The sequence below is a fragment of the Enterobacter sp. Lyrl_3 genome (assembly GCF_051948675.1).
Lineage (GTDB): Bacteria > Pseudomonadota > Gammaproteobacteria > Enterobacterales > Enterobacteriaceae > Enterobacter > Enterobacter cloacae.
Map to the genome: position 1 here is coordinate 316,227 of NZ_JAYJLI010000003.1, position 17,559 is coordinate 333,785.

Consider the following 17,559-nt stretch of genomic DNA (forward strand, 5'->3'; position numbering starts at 1 on the left):
GTTAACCATGAGATGACTTTTAATTTAGAGGAGTAACGATATGTCAAAGAAAAATAGTAAGATACCTTCCGCAATTGTTAATGAAATAAAGCATCTATTCAATGAGTTAGCTGCTTTTAGCGTTAGGGTTCGACGTAAGCAAAGTAGTACAAAAGCCTACATACAGGTTCTGGATGAATATCAGGGAAATGAGAGGATTCACACCATTTACCTAAAGGACGATAAAATACGTTATCGCGGCCTAAATGTAGAAAGCGGCAATATAACAGAAGTCGATATAGAAAATAACGAAGTAAAATTTGCGATGTATTCGACATTAATTATGAAACTTCCTGTAGCTTTTGAGGCGGTGAACCAACTTCTTTCACTTGTTGATAAGCATGGTCTTGTAGTTGTCGCAACTCCTAAATACTAATAACTAAAACGACGAAAGGCCGACTCACTGGAACGAATCGGCCTTTCTAAATTAATCAATATGGAGCGTGTAGAAATGATTAATCCTACACCTATTTATAACAAGTTTAAGTACGTATCTGCTGAGTGTGGGTCAGGTAAAACATATCAATTATGTGAGAATATCAATAAAGTACTTAACACAAAAGGCAGTGCTGAAAAGTTTATTATCGTACAAAATACACAGAAACTCGCTACAGATACAGCTAAAAATTTTAACAACTGCAAATTACTGATTAGCGATTTAATGCCCAGGAGTAAAAATGTCATTAATACAGTACTGGATTTCCTCAAAGCACCAGTTGAGCGGGTTCTTATAATTAGTGATAAAACATTTTTTAGAATACCAGTTGAAATGTTAGAAGGTTGGCAGATTTGGCTTGATGATGTGACTAATTTTCATTCATTCAAAAATGTTAATGACGATAATCAGCGAATCAAAAATATTATATATCATGATCTTATGCAAGAACATGAGGTTGTCGATGAAGAAAAAAGACAGTACTTAACAGCGAAAAAGAAAGCAGTAAAAGGGGATTTAATGAACAAAATCGCCCAAGAGCTTTCTGTTATAGCTGAGAATGATATTTTCATCATGAACAACGATTACTTTGTCGATCCAGAGAAAGTGCAATTGAGCATTCTTGGATGGAAAGATCTCAGTAAGTATCTCGGATTACCTGTTACTTTCATGGGGGCAAACTTCGAAAATTCATTGATTTATAAGGCAAATCAAGGGATGTTTGAAGAAATCAGTCTGGATGATCTGCAACAACGAAAAGTACCTTTAACTGAACGCCTCAAAGTATACTATTTCTCAGAAAATATAAAATTATCAAAGGCATGGAAGGAAAGAAATCCCGGTCAACTCCAGCGTGTTTATGCTTACCTCTCTGAAATACTCGAAGGTCAGGAATACTACTGGACGAACAACAATACCGACAAGCTGAAGCTGCACAAGGCTTACAGAATAAGCCCTGATGCGAGGGGGCATAACGACTACAAAGATCAACATACATGCATCTGGTTAGCCTGTATGCGTCCTGACGACACAGAAGCGAAACTGTGTGAGTTGCTATTAAAGATTACAGGTGAAGACATCCATCAGGCGAGAGAGTACGAAAACCTTCACCAGTTCGCTTTAAGAGGGATATCACGTCAGTTTAACAGTACCGAAACTCAGATTGTCTATGTGTTCGATAAATGGCAGGCTGAATCATTGAGTACAAATATTGAACATATTCCGGGAGTGCTGGAAAACGTGGAACCGGGTGTGCCGGGAAGGCCAAAGGGAGCCACAAACGCTAAGAGACTGCCTGCATTGAGTGATACAAAATCGAAGCGTTTCAGTCGCTGGAAAAAGGAGAATCCGGGGCTTGAGTTAGTGGCATTCAAAGCATTTCTTGCAAGTACTGTCAACGCGGATCTCAGTACTGACGATACTACGGCTATGTGGGGCAGATACCAGAAAGCAGTACACAAAAGAGACGCAAATTCAGTCCGAAACACCGACATGAAAAGCAGCAGCATGTCCAAAAATAACCCCTTATAATATACACTTAGATAAAAAAGGGACATCAACCAAAGAGCGAAAGCGAATTAACTGCCTGAAAGCAGGAGCGGCGAAGCAAGCGAACTGTTTCGGGTAGTTAGTGAGAGTGCTCACGTAGTGAGTACTTGATAGTTATCCCATTGTTTATATAGATAAAACATTTAAACAGCACCCGCTTTGCGTGTACTGTTCGCTGGATTCGGTTCTACTGCTTCGTTCCTTTCAGTCACTGGCAGAGCGAACCAATCGCGTTTTTTATTCTGTCAGTAAGTACATAACTGATTGTTATTTCATTACTTATTGTACTAATAATTCCTTTGAGTACTTAGTGGGGTATCTGCTGTTTCAGCTAATGGAAAAGCCCTGTCAGTACTGCTCTGAGCGAAGCGAACCCGATACGATCAATCCCTTTCCATGATGGTGTTTCCGACAAAACGCACAGGAAGCCCCGGAACGAAATTTTAACTAAATGCAGGTACTCCCAATCCATAAGCAATCAAACAGCCTTAGCGGCTTTCTGAGGGCGTTTAAATGTCAAGCCCAAGGACTTCAGATGCTTTCGAAGTACTGACCAACGTCTGATCGTTTTTACCTATTGATTTGCTTGCGATTAATAGATTTTGATAGTTTTTATCGATCGAAAATTGATTTATCGATCGTTTTTATCGATCTATTTGTTGTGAAGTGATATTCTGATTACCTTTGATACACAACCTTTGAGGGATTTTATGGCCGGGATTGTTGTTTTCATCATTTGTGTGACCCTTGCAGTACTTACTTTCAGGAAAGTTTCAAACTATTCCAGAAATAAAGGTCGGGGAAAGTTCCGTATTTCGATTGCAGCGTTAGTCATGAGCTTTATTGTTTTTGTTGTCTCAATAGGAATTGGTTCCGGTGTTGTTTCACAAGATAAAAGTACTGATATTAATGCTAAGGCTTCAACGACTGGCAGCACGGAAACGAAAAAAGTCGATATTTATAAATGCGATAAATTTGATGCGATAACCCAAACTCGACAAGGAACAAAACATAATTCTGGTTACTATTCAGATAAAAGTATTTTAGTTGAATATACAATCTCAGATGATAAGTTGATCAGTCGAATGCCAATTCCAGGTGATAAAGATATTACTGATACTGCTAAATTTAATGAAATCGCAGCAGATGGATCACGCAAGTATGGGAATTCATCAAGTAACTATTTTGTATCGGTGCTTAATGATAGTACCATAAAAGTAATTCTCGTTGATTTTAACCATAATGGAACAATTACACAGATTTGCTCGAAATAGTAATCTTGTATCAGGGGGAAGAAATGATGATAAGAATATTATCAGTACTGTTAACGGTAATTCCATTAACTACACTTGCGGCTACTATTCCCGATGGGAAAACAGAAAAACCCTTTATTGTCGGTAATGAAGTTATTTGTTTGAAAGAAATACAGAAGCAAATCACCCCTTATCTCAGGTTATTTGAAGAAGAACGCGGAGTTAAGTACCAGTATAATGTTAAATCTGGTTTATCGTACAAGAATACTGTAGGGCTGCGATTACAGATCAACCGTGTGGATTCGGGATTAGACGTGCGTGTTGCAGATCTTGATTACTACTGGTTACAGGAACGCGGCAGCATGTGCCATCCAAAGTATATGGTACTAAATCGCCTCAACTGAACATAAGTAATGAGGCCATCAATTTGGCCTCATTGATTTTAACTATCTGCAATGATAGTAATTTGACTCTGATAGAATACAGAAAGTTTTTTTCCTTTATCTTTATCGATGCTTCTTACAAAAGATAAAATTCCTTTTATTATTTCATGCTTGTTTGGAATTTCTGTTCTTACAAGATCATAGATTCTTTTTCTGTAGAGACAATAATTCTTTTTACTGATCGTGATCTTAGGGGTGACAGTTAAACCTGTAACTTCTCTTCGTACTTTTGGACCTAAAAACTTTTCTTTTTTGACGTTTATAGTAAACCCTTCGTCACAAATGATATCTTTTATTAAGTAAGATGCTTTCTGTAAGATTAGTATCTTATTTCCTGATATGCAAAGGTCATCAGCGTAACGTGTATATGTCAAAGCACGTTTTTTACAATATGTAGATATACGGTGATCAAGTCTTAAACAAACAAGATTAGATAAAGCAGGAGAAGTTGGAGCCCCCTGGGGTAAATAGCCTCCTTTTGTACAAAAGGATGTAAGTATGAAAGCTATGTTATTGTTATATCCGATATTTTTAAATAAAGTATATATATGAGAAGCTTGGATGTTTGTAAAGAAATCTTGTAAGTCAAGATTTAATACATATTGATTCCCTTCATGTGGCTTAGCATTGTCAAGAATAGATTTATTTCTGACAAAACCTTTCGCATATACTGAAGGAGATAATTTGTCTAAAATATATCTTAATACCCATCTTTGTATTGCTTTTAATTCTTTTAGTGGGCTTTCAATGTGACGAATACCACCAGTTTTTTTCTTCATTTCAATACGGTGGTAGTATCTATCATTATTGACACTAAACTTAGATATAACTTCTTTAGGGAGTCTGAGTGACTGTGATAAGTCATCCAAATTCTCAAGAATTGGAAGGGATAGCAGTTGCTGAGTGTACTTTCCTTGATGATTATTCATTTTATTTCATCATAGTGGAGAGGCAGTTTCGTTCTGGTTAAAAAGTGTGTGCTAGTTTTTAACGACTACAGCGGGGAAGGAGAATGAGCAGACATACCTGAACAAGGTATGGATGCTCATAATCCTTCCGTAAGGCGGATGTACGAGTCCCCCAAATCACGGCGGGCGGGAATTGGGGGACTCGATCATCACGCTATCTCTGTGATGAACTGCGGGAACGGAGAGACTCTCCATCCATTGTGACTCAACTAGCGGACCAGCAAGCCACCTGCTTAAAAACTAGCACACCTCAAAATTCTATGATGAATCCTCATCAGTGTCTAGCATATTGTTTATTCATGATTTTTGTTCGTAGCTCTGCCAGAGATGATTTTAAATGGAAACTATTGATTATTGAATCATAACCAACTTGAGTTATGGTAAACAATCCTTCTTGTTGGTTAATCATTCCTGCCCTTATGAGAGCGTGTGTCGCCGCTTTACAGGCAATATTATCTCGATGATCAAACTTTCTTTTCATGATAAGTTCCATGGTTTTGTAAACTGAAAGTAAATTCAAATCATCAAAGAGATAAATTAAAAGAAGAACATGCTTTGAATATAATAAAATATTATCTAGTTCTTTCTTTTTTCTTCCGCTTGGGAGTGTTTCCTTAATTTTTCCAAGTACTGCTTTTACATGTTTTGGGTTCTTTTCATCAAAATTTTTGGGGATATCATAAATTTCTCCACCATGTGCTCGAACAAGCCTGACAGGTCCATGATTTATAAAGCTTTTTCCTGATTTGAACTCTCCCATTCTCATCACAAGCATTTTTTGTGCTAAGGCTTTATCCATAGAAAATGCACCTAGTTCAGCAAAAGAACCTGGGCTTTCAGGTATTAGGACTATCAGATCAACAGAGTTTGCTAGTTGTGTTTCAAGCGAAAGGAGGCTATTTTTCCCTTGCCCTTCAAGAAGGTCTTCGAATAAATCTTCTGGATAGGTAAGAGTTATACCTTTCTCTTGAGAGAGAAAGGTAGAAAATTTATACCGAAGACTTTTCTTGTCGGACTTATCTTTTCCGCATAAAAAAATCGTTTTTTGGGAATCATCAAATCCGTTTATCAATAACTCCCTAATTTCATCGATAGTTTGATGAATATGTAGATCGGGGAATCTGTTGATGATGCTTTGCTTGGGAACTTTCATCTTTGTTCTTTTATTCCTAACAATGGCACTCCACGTAAGTAACTTCTTATCTTATTATAGAAATAGTGTTACCGCATCATAAATTTCATAGTTTAGTTAGACCTCTATAACATAAAATCGTCATATATCAGTGGGAAATGTCATGCGTGAGGCCTTGGAATAGTACTTTGTCTTGCCGTTAGAATTACTGCTCGTTTAGAGGTCGAAAAACTGAGGACAGATCTACTCTTTGTTTAGGGAAAAGTTAAAGGGATCGTTTACTGAGATAAAAGTACAGTCAGTTTTTTTCCGCCTGATTTAAAATCTCGTTCGCCTAATCAGGTTCAACCCCGCCGACAAAATGCCGTGTACTCAGATCTCAGTACCGAACTTTTCACTAACTCGGTATCGCCTAAAATCTGAACGATTGAAAATCTCTTTTGGGTAGTCCCTTGTGATACTCCGCTTTTGCGTCTCGTTTAGTATCATTTAGATATTGAATGCATTTAAATGATACTGTATCATTAAGTTAATTCAAATGATACAAATTGGTAGTGAGGGCAGGAAAATGATTTTTGGTTATGCAAGAGTCTCAACGAAGGATCAGAATCTTGAACGTCAGTTAGCAGTACTGGAACCTGTTTGTGACAAAATCGTCACCGAGAAAGAATCAGGAAAGTCCACCAGCGAACGGCCTGAACTATTGAATCTGCTTTCACACCTCCGCGAAGGTGATACGCTCATTACTCATTCTATTGATCGACTTGCTCGTAATACCCGCGATTTATTGGAAATGATTGATAACCTCGTGGCTCGTGGGATTACTGTTCAGTTCCTCGCAAACTCAATGAGCTTCGACAACTCCCCACAATCCCGCCTGATCCTCACCATGATGGGAGCCGTTGCAGAATTTGAGCGGGGTATGATCGCATCTCGTCGCAACGAAGGAATTGCCCTTGCTAAAGAGGCTAAGAAGTACAAAGGCAAGCAAAAGAACAAACAATTGCACAGTAAAATAACTGAGATGCTTCAAGCAGGGAAGAACACACCGGATGAGATCGCAAAGTTGTGCGATTGTGGGAGGGCCACTGTGTTTCGCGTGAAGAAAGAAATACTTGCCAGTACTGGCAGTATTGAGAACTGATATAGCAGAAGGGGGCAAAGGATGTGAGCTAATTGTTAATTGACATTCAAATCCTTTCGATATCTTTTAATGTTTGGTATTTTTTAATCTCTAATGATTTGTCTAGAAATATATTAAAAGTACTGATAACATTGATTGACGGGAGCTAACTCGCCCTGTATTTCATATAAGATTATACATAATTTCCGTTTGGGTTAATGTCATGGAAAAGATTAAAAAACACTCTCTGCATCTTCTTATGGTTATTGTTATCATTCTTTTGCTTGCATTGATCTATATAATTAATAATAATAGTATTTTTGTTATTGAAAGTAGCTTTACTGATTCAGTTCAGGCTATGAGTGGTGTTTTATCATTTGTAGGTGGGATGTTGGCAGTAATTGTTTCAATCTATATATCACGAAAAGATACACGTGAGAAGAAAGAAGAACTTGATTTAAAAAGAAGAACTATTGTTTCTTATCTTTATTATACCATTTGTGAGTTAGATCAGGTTTTTAACGATTTCGAAAGAAACTTCCATTCTTTGATTTTTAAAAGAGAAGTTTATATTTCCGATTCTATATACAACTATCATTTTAACCAATTAGTTCAGGCATCTGAGAAGCTCAACGAATATGAAGTATCGGATATGCCACATTATAAGATCTTGATAATGTTTGTTACTGTCAAAGAAAATATAGAAAAAACAATTTCATTTGCTAATGACTTCAAGCAAGTTCATAATGAAAAAATGGTCTTCGATAGTGATTTTCCTGTGGTTCAATATCATTACCAGTCAGATTTTCGAGAAATGATTATTGCTATGGATACTGTCCGGTTAGAAACCAAAAAGATGAGTGGCTACTTAGGTGTTAAATATCCATAATAATTTATCTGATATAATTTATTTTCTTGTAAAATATATATGTTTGTTTAAGTAAATACCTGCATATTAACTTATGCGGGTATTTTTATGGCAGAACTAAGTGAAAAAGAAACAAAACTACCTCAACAAGTACTGGATCTTGTCTACGCAGATAAGCCACTCATATACGATAAAAAGAATTCATCCTGAGAACTGTGCCGTTGGTGCAATTGGTACTTTCTTCACTCCCGAAATGCCCTCATGGGATTTCATCATTGATGCAGGATGCACTGGACGTTGCATTGAGCTTTGTGCGTGAATAGGGCTGCTATCATTCGATCAGTACCAACGTAACCGACCAGAACAAATTACATGTGTAGAACTGAATCCCGAATACGTCATGATTGGGCAAAGGGTACTTCCAGACGCTGAATGGATCGTTGGTGACGCTCTCCAGTACTCAACTAATTGAATCGCCACTGATAATTTAGACACTTCCGAGCCGTTGATAATACTGGTTTTCATATTCAGTTGGTGGCATCTGATCGCTGGAACCATGCCGACGCTTACTGTTATAAAACATTTCGATGTAATCAAAAATATCGCTGCGGGCTTCTTCCCGCGTTCCGTAGATCTTTTTCTTTATCCGCTCGCGTTTCAATAACTGGAAAAAGCTTTCTGCAACCGCATTATCGTGGCAGTTACCACGACGGCTCATGCTGCCCTCCAGGCCGTGTGATTTCAGGAACGACTGCCACTCATGGCTTGTGTACTGACTGCCCTGATCCGAGTGAACCAGCACCTGTTTTTGGGGATTACGCCGCCATACAGCCATCAGCAGTGCGTTCAGGACAATGTCCTTTGTCATCCGGGATTGCATGGACCAGCCGATAATTTTGCGTGAGAACAGATCAACAACCACGGCAAGATACAGCCAGCCTTCGTGGGTCCTGATGTAGGTTATGTCCGTTACCCAACGCTCATCCGGAGCATCCGGATTGAACTGCCGCTGGAGCCTGTTGGGCGACACGATACTGGCCTCGCCTTTACGTGCCCGCGGGCTCCGGTATCCGACCTGAGCCTTTATCCCGACACGTTTCATCAGCCGCCAGACCCGGTTCACTCCGCACTGTTGCCCGCTGTCCCGCAGATCCAGATGGATCTTGCGATAACCATAGACGCATCCCGATTCCAGCCAGAACTGTTTAATCTGTCCTGTTAGTCTCAGGTCTGCCTGATGGCGTTGTGAATGCGGCTGCTGAAGCCAGGCGTAAAAGCCACTGGGATGAACATCCAGCACCCGACAGAGCAGGCGAACAGGCCAGCAACAGGTGTTGTCACGGATAAAGGCGTACCTCAGTCGGACTGCTTTGCGAAGTACGCCGCGGCTTTTTTTAATATGTCCCGTTCGTCGGTAACCCGCTTCAGCTCTTTCTGGAGACGGCGGATCTCGGCCTGAGCATCTGACTGTTCTTTATTAGTGGAAGATTCCGGACCGTACTTCTTTATCCAGGCGTAAAGGCTGTGGGTGGTGATATCGAGACGTGTTGCAACGCTGGAAACAGAATGTCCACGATCAACAACCTGTTTGACTGCTTCGATTTTAAACTCTTCTGGATAACGCTTACCGCTCATGGGCACCTCTCTTTAAGCCATCTTAAATGACTCTGAGGTGTCTGTTAAACCCGTGGCGATTCAAATGAACGCTACGATGTTGTCTATGCACATCCACCATTTGGTAAGATCAAAAACCTCAGAGGCTGTTATAGGCAGTTATAGGCAGTTATAGGGTAGGGAATGTGAGTACAGGTGATTGAACATACAAGTGCCATTGGGCCAATTACTACAAGTTCTATTGGTTATGGTTGATGAAAAATTAAAAAGCCCCAACTGGGGCTTTTTAATTAACCTAAGCTATTCTTCTTAAACTTCATTACTTTTTTGTTGTACCGTATTTCACAATTGTCAAATCTTTTCCTTGTTATAGTTTCAATTTCATCACATTTTTTTCTAACTGATGCTTCAGTTGGATTGGAATCCTTCATGATGTATAAAATTGTTTTGACAGTACTATGTTTGTCCTTTGTATTTGCACAGGCATAATATAGATTATAGATATTTTCTTTTTTTACAAAGTCTTCAGTATTTTTGCGGTATTTATTAAAGGAAATTTCTAATTCTGAAAATTCAGAAATACTTTTCACGTAGTTTTTCAATTTTGGCGTTCCAAGTTCATCAATTTTTGTTGAACATGCCTCGTTGAAAATTGATTGCAAGTTCTCAATTTTCACTATCAAACTTGTAATTTCTTGTTGAGATGGCAAAGGTGGAAAAGTACAGAGTTTTTCAATATACCAATTACTCGTCATTCCCTTTTCACCACGGGTATGACGCAATACATCAATATATAAATCCCAATTTTGTGTTCTTTGGGCTTGATAAAAATAAGTAAGTACTATGTCGGGGAAGCCCTTATATAAATAATTGATTTTATTTTTTATGTTTTGAGTTTCTTTAAATAAATTAGCGTACGTAGAAGATAACGATAAAAAATTATCTTTATAAGAAATTAGTTTCTCTATGCTCTCACGCCTGTCAAGCTCAGCATCAATACGTTTCCTTTCCTGTATATATTGCGTATGCCCACCGAAGTACTTATCTCCACAAATGCCTCCGATTAAACCTTCATGTCCAGTATCATCAACACCAAGATATCCATGCTGATGTTTTTGACCACAGTTCCCATGCTCGGTTTTTACCTGGCATTTCACACTCTCACTAAGATGATAGCGTCCTACAAGAGAACGAAAGTTTTTAACAGTAATTTCTAAATCAGAAGAAAAATTAGGGCGTGAAGTAATTTGTTCTATTGTTGCAAAAGATTCTGAATTATCTGCCATTACATTTCCTTATCTTTGCGTACTGTTTGGATGAACAGCTTGTGGGAATATACACCCCTTGTAAGGTTCTTTCAATGGCGTACGAAGTCTAAGGTTATAGGTGATGTGTGCAAAAATGAACCAAGGTGGGACGAGGTGGCACTGATACTACAAAAGGTTTAGATATCAACATAGATGTGTTGAACGGTACAAATGTAATTTGTGAGTATTATAAAATGTGATTTTAAGCAAGTGCAACGCTACATATAGTGTCTACCATTAATTATGGCACCATATGGTGTATTTCATGTGGCGAGTGACATTATGGGTAAAAACCAACATGTAGTGCCTCACAACGGACAATGGGCTGTCAGAGGTGCAGGTAACGGAAAAGTGACTTCAACTCACCGTACTCAGCAAGAAGCTATAGATGCTGGGCGAGTTATTTCTCGAAATCAGGGGAGCGAATTAGTCATACATCGCCCTAACGGACAGATTCGAGATAGCGACTCACATGGAAAGGATCCTTTCCCTCCTAAAGGTTGATGCTCCTTATGAAAAAAGAGGCTAAGAGCCTCTTTTTTTCGTCTTTTCAATAGATAACGGTGAATGGGTCTTTATCAGGCGGATTTTATTTCTTGATTATTAGGGCAGCCCAGGGAGACAAAGCCGATTTTCGGCGGGTGCGTAACATTGCTCATAGGTTAAAAATTCATCAATTATGGAGTTATCAGGGCGGGATTTTACAGCGTATCGCGGGGGATTAATACACTCTTTGCAGTGCAGATGATGCCCGCGCAGGTTGTAACATTGTAAAGAATGTTAATCAGTTAAGAATAATTGATCTCAGGCATTAAACTGTACAAAAAATAACCTTATTCTGACTGTGCACAGGGGCTGACAGAGGAGGAATGAGCATGTCCGTTGACAGACTGAAACGCGATCTGCTGAACAAGCTGATCAACGCCCGAATCGACCTTGCCGCATATCTGCAGCTGAGGAAGGCGAAAGGGTATATGTCAGTCAGCGAAAGCGAACATCTGCGTGATAATTTCTTTGAACTTTGCAATTTCATGCGTGAAAAAGCACCCATCCTGAAAGCGGAATACGCCGAAAGCGAATGTATTGCGCTGCGCCGCGCCGCCGAGGTGCTCTCCATTGCCGGGGTTTGTTTGATGAACGGACGCCATGACTGCCCGACTTTTATCGCTGTAAACGCGGAGAAGCTTGAAAACTGCCTGACAACGCTCTCTCTATGCATCATGTGTCTGAACGAGCACGCGAAGCTTGAACAGCACTGATTCCGGGGGAGGCAACTCCCCCTTCTGATTAAGCTTTTGTAAAAGTGATAACGTGCCTGGACGTAGTGGCTAATCTTTATGCCATATGCCGATAAAGGAGCGCGTTATGCACCGATCCTCGCTGATTTTCCTGCCTGCGTTGTTATTTCCGTTTTCGCTCCTTGCTGCACCTGATGCGGTTAAGGTTGAGGTATTGCAGAACAAACTCGAACACCCCTGGTCGCTGGCGTTCCTGCCGGATAACAAAGGGCTGCTCGTGACGTTGAAGGGCGGCCAGTTGAAACACTGGCAGGCCGGGAAAGGGCTGTCAGACCCGATAACAGGGGGGCCCAAAGTCTGGGACAACGGACAGGGAGGACTGCTGGACGTGGTGCTGGCGCCGGATTTTGCCACCTCGCGCCGCGTCTGGCTGAGCTACGCCGAGGCAGGCGCTGACGGCAAAGCCGGAACGGCGGTGGGTTACGGGCGCTTAAGCGACGATCTTTCCCGCCTTGAGGCGTTCCAGGTGGTGTTCCGTCAGATGCCGAAACTCTCCACCGGTCACCACTTTGGCGGAAGGCTGGTATTTGATGGCAAAGGCTATCTGTTTATTGCGCTGGGTGAAAACAACCAGCGCCCGACGGCGCAGGATCTGGATAAACTCCAGGGGAAAGTGGTGCGCCTGACGGAGGATGGCAAAGTCCCGCCGGATAACCCCTTTGTGAACACCGCCGGTGCGCGGCCGGAAATCTGGTCTTATGGCATTCGTAACCCGCAAGGGATGGCGATGAACCCGTGGAGCGACACGCTGTGGCTTAATGAACATGGCCCGCGTGGCGGGGATGAGATCAACATCCCGGAGAAAGGGAAAAACTATGGCTGGCCGCTGGCGACCCACGGTATCAACTACAGCGGATTAAAAATTCCTGAGGCGAAAGGTGAACACGTTGAAGGAACCGAAAAACCGCTGTTTGTCTGGAAAGTCTCACCCGCCGTGAGCGGAATGGCGTTTTATAACAGTGACGTGTTCCCGCAGTGGAAAAACAAGCTGTTTATCGGGGCGCTGAAAGAGAAGGATGTGATCGTGCTGAGCGTGAACGGCAACACGGTGACCGAGGACGGGCGGATCCTGGGCGACCGGAAACAGCGCATCCGCGATGTGCGCGTCGGTCCGGACGGCTATCTGTATGTTCTGACCGATGAAACGGACGGGCAGTTGCTGAAAGTCAGCCCGTCCGGGAGGTGATCAGCTTACCGGAATCATCACCACGTTACGGTAGGCCGGGCGTTCGCTCAGCTGTTTAAGCCAGCGCGCCAGGTGAGGGCGCGGCGTCCACGTCAGACCGAGGTTGGTCAGGTTCCAGACAAATGGCGCAACGGCAATGTCGCCCACGCCGAAGTCGGCACCCGAGAACCAGGCGTGTTTCGCCAGCTCATCGTCCATCATCGCAAACAGATTTTCACAGGCGTCCTGCGCCGCATGAATGGCGGGATAGTCGCGCTCGGCTTCGGGGGTTCTGACCAGCCCCATCAGGATCACGCGGTGCGTGGGGGAGAGCGTCTGGTTGGCCCAGTCCATCCATTTTTCTCCCTGCGCGCGGCGGGCCGGATTTTCTACCCACAGACGGCCTTGTCCATACTGGGCGGCCAGGTAGCGGACAATGGTGTTGGATTCCCACAGCGTGGCGTCCGTCTCATCATCGCGCAGCAGCGGCACCAGGCCGTTCGGGTTCATCGCCAGGTAGTCGGCGTCTTTATTAACCCCATACTGCAAACCCGCCATTATCTGGTTAAACGGTAAATCCAACTCCTCCAGCGTCCAGAGCACTTTTTTGACGTTGGTCGAATTATTCCTTCCCCACAGCGTAATCATAATTACTCCCGATAAGATGTGAATCCGAGTCAGCTTTTCGCCATGGTGAGATAAACCTAACAATTACGCAACAGAAGAGAAAAAAATCGCCTTAATCAAAGCGTATCTGAATGTTATTGCATAAACTTTAATAACTTTACCCTCGTTGGGTTTCATTAACCGTTTTAGTGCGCTATTACTCATCGCTTCTTGCGACACGGTGATGTGACGTAATTTTTGAATGGACACTCGGGTGGCATTTATGACGCGAAAAATGACTTCTCTGCGCAGCCTGGCGGCAGGCTCCGCGCTCCTTTTCCTGTTTGCACCAACTCTCTATGCGGCTGAGCAGGCTGCGCCCGAAGCGCCGCCGGTAGATGCGCGTGCCTGGATCCTGATGGATTACTCCAGCGGTAAAGTGCTGGCGGAAGGCAATGCGGATGAGAAACTCGACCCGGCCAGCCTGACCAAAATCATGACCAGCTACGTGGTTGGCCAGGCGTTGAAGGCGGGTAAGATCAAGCTCGACGATATGGTCACCATCGGGAAGGATGCCTGGGCGACCGGCAACCCGGCGCTGCGCGGGTCATCGGTAATGTTCCTGAAACCGGGCGATCAGGTTTCCGTTTCCGATCTGAATAAAGGGGTGATTATCCAGTCCGGCAACGATGCCTGTATCGCCCTGGCAGATTATGTTGCGGGAAGCCAGGACTCGTTTATTGGCCTGATGAACGGCTATGCGCAAAAGCTGGGTCTGACCAACACCACCTTTAAAACCGTCCACGGTCTGGATGCGCCGGGCCAGTTCAGTACCGCGCGCGATATGGCGCTGCTCGGCAAGGCGCTCATCCACGATGTGCCGGACGAATATGCCATCCACAAAGAGAAAGAGTTTACCTTTAATAAAATCCGCCAGCCGAACCGCAACCGTCTGCTGTGGAGCAGCAACGTCAACGTTGACGGGATGAAAACCGGCACCACGGCCGGGGCGGGTTATAACCTGGTGGCCTCCGCGACCCAGGGTGACATGCGTCTGATCTCGGTGGTGTTGGGCACCAAAACCGACCGTATTCGTTTTAACGAGTCAGAAAAACTGCTGACCTGGGGCTTCCGCTTCTTTGAAACCGTGACGCCGATTAAACCGGATGCCACGTTCGTCAGCCAGCGCGTCTGGTTTGGTGACAAGAGTGAAGTGAACCTGGGGGCCGGTGAAGCCGGGTCGGTGACCATTCCACGTGGTCAGCTGAAAAACCTGAAAGCGAGCTATACCCTGACCGATCCGCAGCTCACCGCGCCGCTGAAAAAAGGCCAGGTGGTCGGGACGATTGATTTCCAGTTAAACGGTAAGTCGATTGAACAGCGTCCGCTGATTGTGATGGAAGCGGTCGAAGAGGGCGGCTTCTTCAGCCGGATGTGGGACTTCGTGATGATGAAATTCCATAGCTGGTTTGGCAGCTGGTTTAGTTAAGTCTTCCCGCTTTTCACCCTCTCCCGGTGGGAGAGGGCCGGGGTGAGGCATCAGACCGCACCCCTCTCAATACATTAACTTCACCTGCTGCGCCTTCGCGTAGGTCACGTATTCTTCATCCGGGCGGCAATCGCTGACGATGGCATTGAACTGTGCCAGCTCGCCCATCCGTGCCGGACGCACCTTGCCGAACTTGCTGTGATCCACCACCAGCACATGGTACTGCGCGGCGCTTAATGCCCAGTGTTTTACCGGCAGCTCTTCCAGGTTAAAACAGGTTGCCCCCTGACGGGTACTCACACCCGCCGCGGAGTAAAACGCGATATCCGGGCACAAATTGCTGAGCGTGTCCTGAAGATTGAGCGGCTTAAAAATGGCGTTGCTGGCGTGGAACTCACCGCCGCAGAGGATCACCCGGCACTCGGGTTTCTCCTGAAGGGCCAGGAAGGTGTTCAGCGAGTAGCACACGGCGGTAAAGGGGATGCTGCTGTCGATGGCTTCGATTATCCACGGCGTGGTGGTGCCGCAGTCAAAAAACAGCGTCTGGTGCGGTTGCACCAGAGAGGCCGCCAGACGGGCGGCTTTGCGTTTCTCTTCAACCAGGCGCGTCTTTTGATCGCTGATCAGATAATGACTGGCGCTACGTGGCTCCAGCACAATATAGCCGCCCAGCAGCACGACGGGCGCGCTCTCGCTGTTCAGGTCACGGCGAATGGTCATCTCTGAAACGCCGAGGAGGGTAGCGGCTTCCTTAAGATGAAGCTTATCACTGCGCTTCAGCGCCTGTATCAACTGAGCTATGCGGTCATCGCGGCGTGTTTCCATAGATCCTCAGGATGAAAAAGTGAGCCCCCGCAGGGCGGGGGCTCAAGTGTAACCTGTCATACCGGGGTTAGTCACGTATCCAGCCTTTGCGGATCGGGATAGCGAAAAGGGTGCGATAGAGAGACGAGAGTCCGCGATACAGCGCCAGCCCGAAGAGGTTCCACAGGATCGCCGCGCTGACGCAGCCGATCAGCCCCACCAGGAAGCCGCCTACCATATCCAGCGGCCAGTGTACGCCCAGATACACGCGAGACCAGGCAATGGCGACCGCAATGGCCATCAGCAGCGCACCTGACCACAGGCGATGCCAGAACAGGAAGGCCAGCGCAAAAGCAAAGATCACCGTACCGTGATCGCTTGGGAACGAGTCATCCGGCGCGTGGTGCAGGAAGGTATAGCCGACGTGTTCGACAAAAGGACGATCGTGCGGGAAGGCGAGACCCAGAACATAGCTGACCAGCACGCTGACCCCCAGCGTCATCGCCACTTTGATCACCAGCTGACGCTGCGCGTTGACCTGGCTGCGCGGTCCCCACAGCCAGAGGATGGCCGCCAGCACAGGCACAATACTGATCAGATCTTTTGCCAGGAAAGTGGCCAAATCGATCATCCACTCAGGCGAGGCCGGGGTGGCGTTGATCAGATAAAACAGCTGGTAATTCAGATTCTCTAACATAGCGTTTTTACTCTTTAGCAAACCAGGCAGAAACGAGGCCGTAGACCGCTACCTGGGAAAACCAGACCCACCACCCAGCCCACAGGTTGTGAGAGAAAAAATGCGCCCCGCGCATGACCTGGCCAAAGCCCATCGCCAGACCTAACACCACGCCGAAGGCCACAAAGCTCCAGGCGAGACGCGGACGTTCGCGCCAGAAGGCAAAGAACAGCCCCATCACCATAAAGCCGCTGGACGCATGGCCGCCGGGGAAGCAGCGGCCAGGACCGCTGTCTGCCGGAGCGGAACTGAACAGGGGGTAAGAGACGGCCTTACCGCCATACTCCACCAGATCCCACGGGCAGCTGTGATGGCTCAGGCTTTTCAGTACGCCAACCACCAGCGTGCCAAGCCCCATCAGCAGTGCGGCAGTGACCAGTCTCGCATTGCGCTTCCAGGCACCGTAAAACAACGCACCCACCGCCATGGCAATGGCGATGTACTTCGCCAGCCGGTGGTTCAGCAGATCCAGCATCGGGTTTTTCTGCAGCGGGAAACGGTTTGTTGCCGCGTCATACCAAAAGCCAGTGATCCATTTATCAAGCGTTTCGCCACGAGAAAGCCAGGTAAACACCACGGCAAGGGCGATCAGCACTAAAAGCTGATAACCATAAAAGCGCACAGGCAGGCGGTAAAGTTGTTTTGTCTTATTTGTCTGTAACTTAGACAATTCTGAACGAGGGGATATGCGGGTCATAGAGTTGGTTGGCAGCGTGAAATATGGCTATCA

The 17,559-nt window shown here is 44.8% G+C and carries 18 protein-coding genes; 10 read left to right on the plus strand and 8 right to left on the minus strand.

The genetic code is table 11. The features are described from left to right. Positions 1–40 precede the first annotated feature (40 nt). The 4 genes from VF709_RS09225 to VF709_RS09240 all read left to right on the plus strand — a co-directional run bounded on the left by VF709_RS09225 (position 41) and on the right by VF709_RS09240 (position 3,680). The gene (locus tag VF709_RS09225) at positions 41–415 is read left to right on the plus strand and encodes a hypothetical protein (protein WP_335264518.1); all 375 of its coding nucleotides are present in this window, start codon (positions 41–43) and stop codon (positions 413–415) included. Between the two features lie 75 nt (positions 416–490). Then, positions 491–2,005 carry a type III restriction endonuclease subunit R gene (locus tag VF709_RS09230; protein ID WP_440231321.1) on the plus strand — a complete coding sequence of 505 codons (1,515 nt, stop codon included), beginning with the start codon at positions 491–493 and terminating at the stop codon, positions 2,003–2,005. A gap of 728 nt (positions 2,006–2,733) precedes the next feature. Continuing rightward, the gene (locus VF709_RS09235; protein ID WP_440231323.1) at positions 2,734–3,297 is read left to right on the plus strand and encodes a hypothetical protein; all 564 of its coding nucleotides are present in this window, start codon (positions 2,734–2,736) and stop codon (positions 3,295–3,297) included. A gap of 26 nt (positions 3,298–3,323) precedes the next feature. Then, on the plus strand, positions 3,324–3,680 hold the full coding sequence (locus tag VF709_RS09240) for a hypothetical protein (protein ID WP_440231454.1): 357 nt from the start codon (positions 3,324–3,326) through the stop codon (positions 3,678–3,680). 38 nt (positions 3,681–3,718) lie between these two features. Here VF709_RS09240 and VF709_RS09245 read toward each other — a convergent pair whose 3' ends face one another. Together VF709_RS09245 and VF709_RS09250 are read right to left on the minus strand one after the other, a co-directional pair. Further along, the gene (locus tag VF709_RS09245; protein WP_262820449.1) at positions 3,719–4,648 is read right to left on the minus strand and encodes a retron St85 family RNA-directed DNA polymerase; all 930 of its coding nucleotides are present in this window, start codon (positions 4,646–4,648) and stop codon (positions 3,719–3,721) included. A 313-nt stretch (positions 4,649–4,961) separates the two neighbouring features. Then, positions 4,962–5,840, minus strand: a complete 879-nt coding sequence (locus VF709_RS09250; protein WP_262820450.1) for a retron St85 family effector protein — start codon at positions 5,838–5,840, stop codon at positions 4,962–4,964. Between the two features lie 547 nt (positions 5,841–6,387). On the opposite strand from VF709_RS09250, the gene VF709_RS09255 reads away from it, so the two are divergent. Continuing rightward, positions 6,388–6,963 carry a recombinase family protein gene (locus VF709_RS09255; RefSeq protein ID WP_262820451.1) on the plus strand — a complete coding sequence of 192 codons (576 nt, stop codon included), beginning with the start codon at positions 6,388–6,390 and terminating at the stop codon, positions 6,961–6,963. Between the two features lie 202 nt (positions 6,964–7,165). Next, complete coding sequence (locus VF709_RS09260) at positions 7,166–7,831, plus strand: hypothetical protein (RefSeq protein ID WP_335264523.1); 666 nt, start codon at positions 7,166–7,168, stop codon at positions 7,829–7,831. Positions 7,832–8,297: 466 nt separating this feature from the next. Here VF709_RS09260 and VF709_RS09265 read toward each other — a convergent pair. Next, positions 8,298–9,445, minus strand: a protein-coding gene (locus tag VF709_RS09265; RefSeq protein ID WP_127348419.1) for an IS3 family transposase whose coding sequence is annotated in 2 segments (ribosomal slippage) — positions 8,298–9,208 and positions 9,208–9,445 — 1,149 coding nt in all. Because the reading frame shifts where the segments join, the coding sequence is not laid out codon by codon here. Between the two features lie 269 nt (positions 9,446–9,714). Beyond that, a complete protein-coding gene (locus VF709_RS09270; protein ID WP_440231325.1) occupies positions 9,715–10,710 on the minus strand; it encodes a hypothetical protein in 996 nt (331 codons plus the stop codon). A gap of 303 nt (positions 10,711–11,013) precedes the next feature. Between VF709_RS09270 and VF709_RS09275 the strand changes: the two genes are divergently transcribed. The 3 genes from VF709_RS09275 (at position 11,014) to VF709_RS09285 (ending at position 13,215) form a co-directional block, all read left to right on the plus strand. Continuing rightward, positions 11,014–11,235 carry a DUF2188 domain-containing protein gene (locus tag VF709_RS09275; RefSeq protein ID WP_207771119.1) on the plus strand — a complete coding sequence of 74 codons (222 nt, stop codon included), beginning with the start codon at positions 11,014–11,016 and terminating at the stop codon, positions 11,233–11,235. A gap of 371 nt (positions 11,236–11,606) precedes the next feature. Beyond that, positions 11,607–11,990: a biofilm formation regulator BssR gene (bssR, locus tag VF709_RS09280; RefSeq protein ID WP_013097430.1), complete on the plus strand. Its 384-nt coding sequence runs from the start codon at positions 11,607–11,609 to the stop codon at positions 11,988–11,990. Between the two features lie 106 nt (positions 11,991–12,096). Next, on the plus strand, positions 12,097–13,215 hold the full coding sequence (locus tag VF709_RS09285; RefSeq protein WP_414759925.1) for a PQQ-dependent sugar dehydrogenase: 1,119 nt from the start codon (positions 12,097–12,099) through the stop codon (positions 13,213–13,215). On the opposite strand, the gene VF709_RS09290 is transcribed toward VF709_RS09285, so the two are convergent. Further along, positions 13,216–13,842 carry a glutathione S-transferase family protein gene (locus tag VF709_RS09290; RefSeq protein WP_013097428.1) on the minus strand — a complete coding sequence of 209 codons (627 nt, stop codon included), beginning with the start codon at positions 13,840–13,842 and terminating at the stop codon, positions 13,216–13,218. It abuts the gene before it with no gap. 241 nt (positions 13,843–14,083) lie between these two features. On the opposite strand from VF709_RS09290, the gene dacC reads away from it, so the two are divergent. After that, the gene (gene dacC, locus VF709_RS09295; protein WP_014831210.1) at positions 14,084–15,289 is read left to right on the plus strand and encodes a serine-type D-Ala-D-Ala carboxypeptidase; all 1,206 of its coding nucleotides are present in this window, start codon (positions 14,084–14,086) and stop codon (positions 15,287–15,289) included. Positions 15,290–15,355: 66 nt separating this feature from the next. On the opposite strand, the gene deoR is transcribed toward dacC, so the two are convergent. From deoR to VF709_RS09310, 3 genes are all read right to left on the minus strand, one after another. Beyond that, positions 15,356–16,114, minus strand: a complete 759-nt coding sequence (gene deoR, locus VF709_RS09300) for a DNA-binding transcriptional repressor DeoR (protein WP_013097425.1) — start codon at positions 16,112–16,114, stop codon at positions 15,356–15,358. Between the two features lie 67 nt (positions 16,115–16,181). After that, entirely contained in the window at positions 16,182–16,790 is a 609-nt protein-coding gene (ybjG, locus tag VF709_RS09305) for an undecaprenyl-diphosphate phosphatase (protein ID WP_020689884.1), read from the minus strand. A gap of 7 nt (positions 16,791–16,797) precedes the next feature. Further along, positions 16,798–17,526 (minus strand): phosphatase PAP2 family protein, encoded by a 729-nt coding sequence (locus VF709_RS09310; protein ID WP_440231330.1) that lies wholly within the window; start codon positions 17,524–17,526, stop codon positions 16,798–16,800. Positions 17,527–17,559: the final 33 nt, after the last annotated feature.

What these genes read in the sequence shown, in the direction of transcription:
- VF709_RS09225 (WP_335264518.1), top strand. Translation starts at nt 41, where the DNA reads ATGTCAAAGAAAAATAGTAAGATACCTTCCGCAATTGTTAATGAAATA.
- ybjG (WP_020689884.1), bottom strand. Translation starts at nt 16,790, where the DNA reads ATGTTAGAGAATCTGAATTACCAGCTGTTTTATCTGATCAACGCCACC.
- VF709_RS09250 (WP_262820450.1), bottom strand. Translation starts at nt 5,840, where the DNA reads ATGAAAGTTCCCAAGCAAAGCATCATCAACAGATTCCCCGATCTACAT.
- VF709_RS09285 (WP_414759925.1), top strand. Translation starts at nt 12,097, where the DNA reads ATGCACCGATCCTCGCTGATTTTCCTGCCTGCGTTGTTATTTCCGTTT.
- VF709_RS09260 (WP_335264523.1), top strand. Translation starts at nt 7,166, where the DNA reads ATGGAAAAGATTAAAAAACACTCTCTGCATCTTCTTATGGTTATTGTT.
- deoR (WP_013097425.1), bottom strand. Translation starts at nt 16,114, where the DNA reads ATGGAAACACGCCGCGATGACCGCATAGCTCAGTTGATACAGGCGCTG.
- VF709_RS09235 (WP_440231323.1), top strand. Translation starts at nt 2,734, where the DNA reads ATGGCCGGGATTGTTGTTTTCATCATTTGTGTGACCCTTGCAGTACTT.
- VF709_RS09290 (WP_013097428.1), bottom strand. Translation starts at nt 13,842, where the DNA reads ATGATTACGCTGTGGGGAAGGAATAATTCGACCAACGTCAAAAAAGTG.
- VF709_RS09275 (WP_207771119.1), top strand. Translation starts at nt 11,014, where the DNA reads ATGGGTAAAAACCAACATGTAGTGCCTCACAACGGACAATGGGCTGTC.
- VF709_RS09240 (WP_440231454.1), top strand. Translation starts at nt 3,324, where the DNA reads ATGATAAGAATATTATCAGTACTGTTAACGGTAATTCCATTAACTACA.
- VF709_RS09245 (WP_262820449.1), bottom strand. Translation starts at nt 4,648, where the DNA reads ATGAATAATCATCAAGGAAAGTACACTCAGCAACTGCTATCCCTTCCA.
- VF709_RS09255 (WP_262820451.1), top strand. Translation starts at nt 6,388, where the DNA reads ATGATTTTTGGTTATGCAAGAGTCTCAACGAAGGATCAGAATCTTGAA.
- bssR (WP_013097430.1), top strand. Translation starts at nt 11,607, where the DNA reads ATGTCCGTTGACAGACTGAAACGCGATCTGCTGAACAAGCTGATCAAC.
- VF709_RS09270 (WP_440231325.1), bottom strand. Translation starts at nt 10,710, where the DNA reads ATGGCAGATAATTCAGAATCTTTTGCAACAATAGAACAAATTACTTCA.
- dacC (WP_014831210.1), top strand. Translation starts at nt 14,084, where the DNA reads ATGACGCGAAAAATGACTTCTCTGCGCAGCCTGGCGGCAGGCTCCGCG.
- VF709_RS09310 (WP_440231330.1), bottom strand. Translation starts at nt 17,526, where the DNA reads ATGACCCGCATATCCCCTCGTTCAGAATTGTCTAAGTTACAGACAAAT.
- VF709_RS09230 (WP_440231321.1), top strand. Translation starts at nt 491, where the DNA reads ATGATTAATCCTACACCTATTTATAACAAGTTTAAGTACGTATCTGCT.